Annotated in this window: 1 protein-coding gene; it reads left to right on the forward strand. The window is 44.2% G+C overall.

Translation table 11 applies throughout. The features are described from left to right. A partial coding sequence (locus HF864_RS09395) for an RNA-guided endonuclease TnpB family protein (protein WP_169462719.1) occupies nt 1-432 on the forward strand: 432 nt, incomplete at its 5' end. Between the last annotated feature and the right edge of the window lie 115 nt (nt 433-547).

Here is a 547-nt window from a genome sequence, read left to right on the forward strand (position 1 = left end):
CAGAAGCAGCGTTTGTTAGTAGCTAAAATCCATGCACGGGTATTTGACCGCCGCCATGATTTTCTCCAACGCACGTCTACAGCACTGATCAAGAACCAAGATCTCGTTGTAGCCGAAGAATTGCGGAGTAAGAATCTGTTAAAAAATCATGCCTTGGCAATGAGCATCAGTGATGTTGGCTGGCGGTCTTTCTTGGGGATGTTGTCATACAAAGCCGACCTTTATGACCGTCAATTTATCACGGTCAGCCCTAAAAACACGACCCAAACCTGTCATGACTGCGGTTTTGTAATGGGAAGTGACGGAACCGAAAGGCTGACACTGGCAGATCGTAAATGGACGTGTCCACAATGCCATACTCATCATATTCGTGATTACAATGCAGCACTGAATATTTTAGAAAAAGGACTCCAGAAACAACAAAAAGCCTAGTCAAAAAACTAGGCTCATTCCTATGGCAACCTGGGAATGTAAAAGGCATTGGTAATTAGATGATCACTGCTCAAGCAACTGCGGCTGTTTGAGTAAATCGTCCGTATCTATGCAA

The organism is Lactobacillus sp. MRS-253-APC-2B, assembly GCF_012843675.1.
Lineage (GTDB): Bacteria > Bacillota > Bacilli > Lactobacillales > Lactobacillaceae > Limosilactobacillus > Limosilactobacillus pulli.